Origin of the sequence: Brucella lupini (assembly GCF_002252535.1) — a bacterium.
Classification (GTDB): domain Bacteria; phylum Pseudomonadota; class Alphaproteobacteria; order Rhizobiales; family Rhizobiaceae; genus Brucella; species Brucella anthropi.
On the sequence record NZ_NNRN01000005.1, the window covers coordinates 24,351 to 31,112 of the forward strand.

The following is a 6,762-nucleotide window of genomic DNA, read 5'->3' on the forward strand; positions in this document are numbered from 1 at the left end:
TTGATATCGGTATGCAGGTAGTTGATTCTTGATATTGCATGACCACAATTCCGGAGCATTATCCTGGACAGAGTTGACAGTACCAGCGTGCTTATGCAAGCCAAGGTGTGGTAAAAATTTTGAGGACATCAGATTGGAACGACTGCCATTTAGTGATGATCATGCCTACAGCGCTATCGAGTCATCGATCCACGTAGCACGCTACAGTTCTGTTGCTGGTATTTGTGAAAATAAAACTGTATTAGACTTGGCGTGTGGCGAAGGCTATGGTTCATATCTCATGGCTAAACACTGGCATGCCAAGAAGGTGGTCGGGGTAGATATTTCTGAGGAAGCCATTGATAAAGCAAAAGAGAATTTTCACGGCACTAATATTAAGTTTATAAATTCTTCAGCCGAGAAAATAACCGAAGTGCTAGGAAGGCAAAAATTTGACTTAATCGTCTCATTTGAGACAATAGAACATATTAATGATCCTATTTTTTTTATAGAAAGAATTAAATCTCTTGCATCACCAGATGCTACGTTTGTTATTTCATGCCCAAATGATCACTATTACTATCCCAGTGAAAACATGGGAAATCCTTATCACTTTAAAAAGTATACTGCGCAGGAATTCTTTGGATTGGTCACTGATATTTTAGGTGAACCGAGAGCAACTTTTTTGGGAGTGCCAATTGCTGGGTTTGCGAATATCAGATCTGACAACCCACTACTCAAGCCGGGAATCAACGCATTAGATTTGCGCCGTCTCCGCACCACTGTCGGACTACATCATCTTCTGCCTGACGAACGAGAACTCTCAACTGAGAATTGCTCTTACTTCTTGGGTGTATGGGGCGGCAATCAAATAATTGATGAATTATCGGCAACATTTCATGCTCCACCAATGCCGCCCGTGACTCCTGTCAACATTGAAATAGAAAAAAACACATTAGAAGAAGGTATACTAACGCCAGAGCTTTATAAGGCTAGACAACTATGTTATGATCTAAAAGCAAAAATAAGATCTGAACAGCTCGCAAAGAAAGCTGCCAATATTGAGCTTAAGCTGCTTCAGGTTAATAGCGATTCTCAAAAATTGCGGATTATTAACCTATCAAATGAGATTCAGAATCTTAAATATCAGCTGATTGAGAATAATGCGCGCCTTGATAGTATACCTTGGCGTGCTGTTGCAATTTATACCCGAATAAGGCGCTTCGTGCCGACTAAAATCATGATGTTAATGGCAAAAACCTTTGATTGGGCGAAGCGCATATATAGAGGAAAATCATGAAATTCACTTTGGCACCTGGTGTGCAGTCTCTTTCATATACATCTAGCAGTAGCCACGCTTATCTATCAACGGACTTTCTAGACGTAAATGGTCCTAATATAGGTATAAATGGCTGTAACTTGACTATTACTTTTTTGGCCCTCAATCGTAGCTATCTAACTGAACGTTTGTGTCAATCTATATCTGAGCATATTCCAAATTTTTCCGGTGAAGTCCTTGCGATTGACAACGGATCAGATCCAGACGAACTACTGAAACTGCAAGAAATACTTAAATGTCTTCCATGTAAAAATAGATTAGTCTCCCTAGGCCAGAACTTTGGAGTAGCAGGTGGACGAAATAGAACAATTGAGCATGTCAGAACCGATTGGTTGATGTGTCTTGATAACGATATTTACTTCACAACAAATCCCTTAGAAAAAGTTCAACGGGATTTGGCCATTCTCGGATGCAAATTTGCTAATTTGCCTTTATTAGAGCCAGACGGTGAAACAATTTTCTCTTTTGGTGGACACCTCTATGTCCACTTTGACGATCAGCAAAATCTCCGTCTCGGACATGGTGGGGCTTACGCAATTTCCAAACCAAGTGTCCAAGAAGCCGATCCTCAGTTAAGCACATTCCTTTTTGGTGGTTCATCTGTTTTTGAGAAAAACTCGTTCAAGGCCTTGGGTGGGTATGACGAAAACATGTTTGTGGGGTTCGAGGATACAGACTTTTCAATCCGGCTGTTTCAAGCGGGTATCAAAGTAGGAACCGTGGGCACCTTTTCACTTATTCATGAACACCCAATGCGTACAGATGAAGATGCGCGCCGGTATCGTATGGAGCGTTATAGTCCGTCCGCAATCGAACATTCCGCTAAATATATGGAGAAAAAGCATAGCTTCAACTTCTGGAATGATGATCTCGAAGATTGGGTCCGCTCCAAGCACGATATGATGGAGCAACAAGAAACAACTTTAGAAAAAGATATCAAAAAACTACCTAAAATAGCGCTAGTAGCTGATACCGATAATTGGGCATTTGCAAATATTGCCCGACAAATAAAAAAGTCGCTGGGCAGTAAGTATGATATAGATATTTTATATTTTTCAGATTTTGATGGTTTTTTTCAGTTGCTCTTAGTGTTGGAAGGATACGATCTTGTCCACTTCTTTTGGCGGCAAATTCTTGGTGGATTATGCTGGGGATTCGAAAAGCAGCGTGCTGAATTAGCAGGAGTTACCGAATATTATTCATCATTGCAAGACAAATTCGACGGTATAGCAATCACAACAGCCGTTTACGATCATCTGTTTCTTGATGACAAGTCCATCGAGAGATATGAGGAAGTTTTCTCGCTAGTTGACGGATACAGCGTTTCTTCTAAAATTCTTCATGACATTTATAGCTCGATAGCGAGTTTTCCGAATCCGACTGCGACCCTACAAGATGGCGTTGACCTTTCTCATTTTATTCCCATTAGAACTGAGCGTTTTACTTCTAACCTTGATCGCCCTTTAGTTATCGGGTGGGCCGGGAACAGTGCATGGAGACCAGACGAAGATGGCATAGATTACAAAGGTCTACATACGATAATCCGGCCCGCATTATCTATACTAGCTTCAAAAGGAATTGATTATATAGAGAATTTTGCCGATAAGCAGATTATATTTAGATCTTATGATGAAATGCCGGATTATTACTCATCAATAGACGTTTATGTTTGTGGATCGTTGATAGAAGGAACACCGAACCCTATCTTAGAGGCAATGGCGTGCGGCGTTCCCATTGTGTCTACTAATGTAGGTATCGTCAGTGAAGCTTTTGGACCAGAGCAGAAAAAATTCATACTTCGTGAAAGAACACCGGAAGCGATGGCGGAAGCGTTACTCAATCTTTCATCTGATCGCAGCATGTTACAACGCCTGGCAAATGAAAATTTGACTTATATAAAAGCTTGGGATTGGTCCAAGAAGGCTAAGGACTTTGATCAACTGTTTGAGAAAGCGCTCTTTAAAAAAAATAATCAATTAGGCCAGAAGTGATTCGGGAAATGAACAACTTTGAACAAGTTTCCTCCCGAATTCGGCTTAGATACTTGAAAGGAATCCCCTGACGTTGCCCCCAAGTTTTATCCAGTTTTGAGTTCGCTCCAGCGGTTTTTGAGGTGCACCCCGATTTTGGGCCACGGAGAGCTGGAATTTTCCGGGTTTAAGGCTCAAAGCGGCGGGGATGCCGTTGAGCCATTCATAAGCGAAATCGGCACCTTATTGCCAATGGCGCTATGTGGCCGGAATTCGTTATAGTCTCTACGCCAATCCTCCATCTTAATGCGGGCGTCGTCAAGACTCATGAACCAATGGGCGTTCAGGCACTCGGCTCTGAACTTGCCATTGAAGCTCTCGATGTAGCTGTTATCTGTCGGCTTGCCGGGCCGGGAGAAGTCGAGCACCACCCCCTTATGGTAAGCCCATAGATCCAGGTCACGAGAGATAAATTCGCTGCCATTATCCACACGAATAACCGCAGGATAACCGNCGCGAGATAAGCTTCTTTATTGATAGGAGCGGACCGAGATGATTGGAGATCGCGCTGATGCCATGCTTGAAGACATGGATGAAGCCAGGCATGAGGGAAAGTACGTAACCGCCCGATTGTTACCGTGGTGAATATGTCTTGAGGCGGGCGACGATCTCTTCGTCATCGACAAAGCATTCGAGGAATTCTTGCCATTTTTCGACTGATTTACGGGCGTCAGCCAGCATCTGTCTTAGCTCATCAATGCCGTCGTCCGTCAGGGCGCTTGTAGACTGGTCGTCTCCGGTCACGACACTGATGATATTGCCATAGGTCAAGTTGTCATCATTGTAGATGATCGCCTGAAGAAGATCGACATCCTCTTCGAGCATTTCGGCGACATAGTCGAGCGTGTAAACAAATCTGACCGTGGTCATCAGGCTGCCTTTGCATGTTCAGCTGCGAGGGGCTTCCAATTCCACGGGAGCAACTCATCGAGCCGATTGATCTTGTGGTCGTGAATGCGGTCGAGCACATCGGCCAGATAAGCTTGCGGGTTGATGCCGTTCATCTTCGCTGTTTCAATGATCGTCATGGCGCGTGCCAAGGTTTCCGCGCCGGTGTCAGCGCCTGCGAACAACCAATTCCGGCGTCCTACTCCTATCGGTCTGAGGGCTCGTTCCGCAGCGTTGTTGTCCATGGCCACGCGTCCGTCCTCCAGGAACAGGCAGAGTGACGGCCATCTGCTCAGCCCATAGCGCAAAGCTTTCGCAAGTTCGCTTTTTCCCGGAATGCGAAGCAACTGCTTTTCTGCCCATGCGTGCAGTTCATCGATCTTTGGCTTGCTGTGCTTTTGACGCGTGGCGAGCCGTACATCGGCGGGCCGGCCTACAATATCCCGTTCGATATCATACAGCGCACCGATCCGATCGAGAGCCTCGCGCGCAATCCCGGATTTGTTCGCGGTCCAGATGTCATGAAAGTCACGCCGCCAATGCGCCCAGCATGAAGCTTCCCAGAACCGACGCTTTCCGTCCGATCCCGGCTCATATAGCTTCGTATAGCCTTTGTAGCCATCGGCCTGAAGAATGCCACTCGCCTTTTCGAGATGGCGATGAACGTGCTCTTCCTTCCAGTCGGGCGCGAAGTAATAAACCGCACCTGGTGGCGCACTACCTGCCCATGGACGCTGATCGCGGACATATGTCCAGATCCTGCCCTTCTTCACACCTTTGCCCAATCCCTTGTCGCGCAATGAGCGATCCAGCACCCGGATCGGCGTATCGTCAGCATGGAGGAGATCGCTTTTCATGATCTCAATCTCAATGCGCTCGATCAGCGGACGGAGCACCTGCATGGCACGACCGCACCAATCCACCAGTGTGCTGTCAGGTATATCGGCCCCCATCCGCGCGAATATCTCGTTGAGGCGATAGAGCGGCAGATGATCATCGAATTTGGAGACCAGAATATAGGCCAGAAGCCCGGCACCAGCCATACTGCCCGGTATCGGGCGGCTGGGAGCAGGAACCTGCACCATCTTCTCACAGCAACGGCATGACTTCTTTGGCCTGGCGATCTCGATGACCTTCATCGTCGCTGCGATCATGTCGAGGATTTCGCTGACATCCTCTCCAACAAAACGCAACTCGCCTCCGCACGCAGGACAGCAATGACCGGGATCCAGTTCACGACGTTCGCGAACAGCATTTTCCGACACACGTGGACGCCGACGTGATGACTTGGGCTTTAAAGTCTCCTCCGGACCGCAAGCCGTATCGTTTTCAAGCTCTTCGACGGGCCCGGCCTCCTGCTCGGCGCTGGCAATCAACAGATCCTCCAGCGCCAGTTCCAGTTGCGCAATTTCCCGCTCGATTTTTTCAGAAGACTTGCCGAAGACCTGTTTCTTCAATCGCGCAATGCGTAGCCTCAGACCCTGGATCAGGTGATCGTGTGCTTTCAACGCCGCCGACATCTTCGCATTCTCCGCCTGCAAGGCGGTGATCATTGCCTTCAGAAAGGCTGGATCATCAGGAAGAATTGAGCTCGCATTCGACATGATCCTGACTAGCATAAGTCAGGACAGAACGCCATAAAAACAAGTAGTTTCAGTAAGATAAAATCAACCGACGCGGGCGGGCGGAGCACCCCAGTCCGGACGTCTCCAATCTATTCCTTCCCATAGCATCGCCAGCTGCGCTGCTGTCAGTCGAGCCGTCCCATCGGCCGCTGAAGGCCAGGGGAAACGCCCTTTCTGCAGGATTTTATAGTAAAGGCAAAATCCCTGGCCATCAAAATACAACAGCTTCACCCGATCACCACGCCGCCCGCGAAAGGCGAAGACAGCTCCACCTGTCGGCTTCTGGCGCAAGACATCCTGCGCCAACATCGAAAGGCCCTCAATACCTTTCCTCATATCTGTCACGCCGCAGGCAAGGTAAACCCGAACGCCAGTGCCCGGTCCAATCATGCCTGTTCCACCGTCCGGATGAGCCGTGCCAGCACCGTATCCTCCAGCGTGCTCGTGAAACGAAGGCTGCGACCGCAGCGCAAGTGCAATTCAATCATTGAGGACGAAGCATCAGCGTCATCGCTAACCCCAGAAGGGATCTGCTCACTACCCATATCAACAGGAAGAAATACGGCTTCCCGCGAAGAGAGCAGAAGACCCTTCTTCTTCAGTTCCCGTCGCCATGTGTAAATCTGCTGACGGGTCACATCGTACCGCTGAGCCACATCCGTGACCGTCGCACCGCCGATCCCAATCGACATGACGATATCCAGTTTCTTCTGATCGCCCCAGCGACGACGCCGTTCCGCGCCAAGAACCTCAACTCGCATCCAATCCTCGCATAAGACACGTCGCTAACGACGTCGTTAAACACGTGTCTTATGCCACGAGGCCTTGGTTCAAAAGGCGGCAGCAATCGGGACGTTACGAAAGTACCATCGGATCGAGGTGATTACCGGCCGGCGTCAGC

6 protein-coding genes and 1 pseudogene are annotated in these 6,762 nt (G+C 48.0%); 2 read left to right on the forward strand and 5 right to left on the reverse strand.

The window, feature by feature from the left end; translation table 11 throughout:
• The first annotated feature begins 133 nt into the window (after positions 1-133).
• Entirely contained in the window at positions 134-1,279 is a 1,146-nt protein-coding gene (locus CES86_RS00460; protein ID WP_167387074.1) for a class I SAM-dependent methyltransferase, read from the forward strand.
• Positions 1,276-3,309, forward strand: coding sequence for a glycosyltransferase (locus CES86_RS00465; RefSeq protein ID WP_094513257.1), 2,034 nt, complete (start codon positions 1,276-1,278; stop codon positions 3,307-3,309). The genes CES86_RS00460 and CES86_RS00465 overlap by 4 nt, the downstream gene beginning before the upstream one ends.
• A gap of 173 nt (positions 3,310-3,482) precedes the next feature.
• Here the strand turns inward: CES86_RS00465 and CES86_RS00470 are convergent.
• The 5 genes and pseudogenes from CES86_RS00470 to tnpA all read right to left on the reverse strand — a co-directional run.
• A pseudogene (locus CES86_RS00470) lies at positions 3,483-3,800 on the reverse strand (integrase core domain-containing protein); the annotation flags it as partial.
• A 121-nt stretch (positions 3,801-3,921) separates the two neighbouring features.
• Positions 3,922-4,218 carry a hypothetical protein gene (locus tag CES86_RS00475; protein WP_012092492.1) on the reverse strand — a complete coding sequence of 99 codons (297 nt, stop codon included), beginning with the start codon at positions 4,216-4,218 and terminating at the stop codon, positions 3,922-3,924.
• Positions 4,218-5,840: an IS66 family transposase gene (gene tnpC / locus CES86_RS00480; RefSeq protein WP_040129620.1), complete on the reverse strand. Its 1,623-nt coding sequence runs from the start codon at positions 5,838-5,840 to the stop codon at positions 4,218-4,220. Before tnpC ends, CES86_RS00475 begins: the two co-directional genes overlap by 1 nt.
• 63 nt (positions 5,841-5,903) lie before the next feature.
• Positions 5,904-6,251 carry an IS66 family insertion sequence element accessory protein TnpB gene (tnpB, locus tag CES86_RS00485; protein ID WP_011982990.1) on the reverse strand — a complete coding sequence of 116 codons (348 nt, stop codon included), beginning with the start codon at positions 6,249-6,251 and terminating at the stop codon, positions 5,904-5,906.
• A complete protein-coding gene (gene tnpA / locus CES86_RS00490) occupies positions 6,248-6,622 on the reverse strand; it encodes an IS66-like element accessory protein TnpA (RefSeq protein WP_011982989.1) in 375 nt (124 codons plus the stop codon). The genes tnpB and tnpA overlap by 4 nt, the downstream gene beginning before the upstream one ends.
• Between the last annotated feature and the right edge of the window lie 140 nt (positions 6,623-6,762).